Genomic DNA, 610 nt, shown 5'->3' with positions numbered 1-610 from the left:
GATCGATATTGCTCGGTGGAAAGGATCTTTCTGATGTTGATCTTGGACAAGCTTACGACGCTGCAAAAATTGCAGCGGAGCGTGATGCTGGAGCATTCCGCTGCGCGATTGATTGGTTCTTTGATGCCCTTTTTTTGCGGTGGCCAAGAATTCCCCTCCGCGTTCGGGGGAGGATGATTCAATTCGCGGAATCGAGCTCAAACGGTTCAATCCCACCGCTCGACTTCCTCCTCGAACCGATCAGCCTGGCCCCGGAATAAGTTCGCGGCTCCAGGGCGATCCAGCAGGCTCAGCTGCCGCTCTATGAAGGCATCCGCCTGGGCCGAACTGCTGTCGCGATGCAATCCGCCTTGTGTGATGCGCCGTCGAGGCCCATAAGCAACGCTCCATGCGTGATGCGAATGGTTTTTCGCCGTGGTTTGCCATCGCAGGACAAGCGCCAGCGCTTCGCCGACATCACGCCCGAGGACTTTGACGCGATGATGAGTGTCAATTTGCGCCACGCCGTTTTCGCCGCACAGCTGGTGGTGCCGCATATGCGCGAACTAGGATCCGGCTCGATCGTCAATACGAGTTCGGTCGCCTGGATGCGTGGCATCGAGGATCTGCA

Annotated in this window: 2 protein-coding genes; both read left to right on the top strand. The window is 57.5% G+C overall.

The genetic code is table 11. The features are described 5' to 3' along the window. On the top strand, positions 1-260 hold a 260-nt coding region (locus AC1DVA_RS28995), incomplete at its 5' end, for a hypothetical protein (RefSeq protein WP_476808219.1). A 141-nt stretch (positions 261-401) separates the two neighbouring features. After that, positions 402-610: SDR family NAD(P)-dependent oxidoreductase (locus AC1DVA_RS28990; protein WP_476808218.1), on the top strand; the 209-nt coding region annotated here is incomplete at its 3' end.

It is taken from the genome of Allobosea sp. P4_C6, from assembly GCF_056402015.1.
The sequence above is the reverse complement of the archived record's forward strand: the minus strand, read 5'-3'. Positions and strand labels throughout refer to the sequence as shown.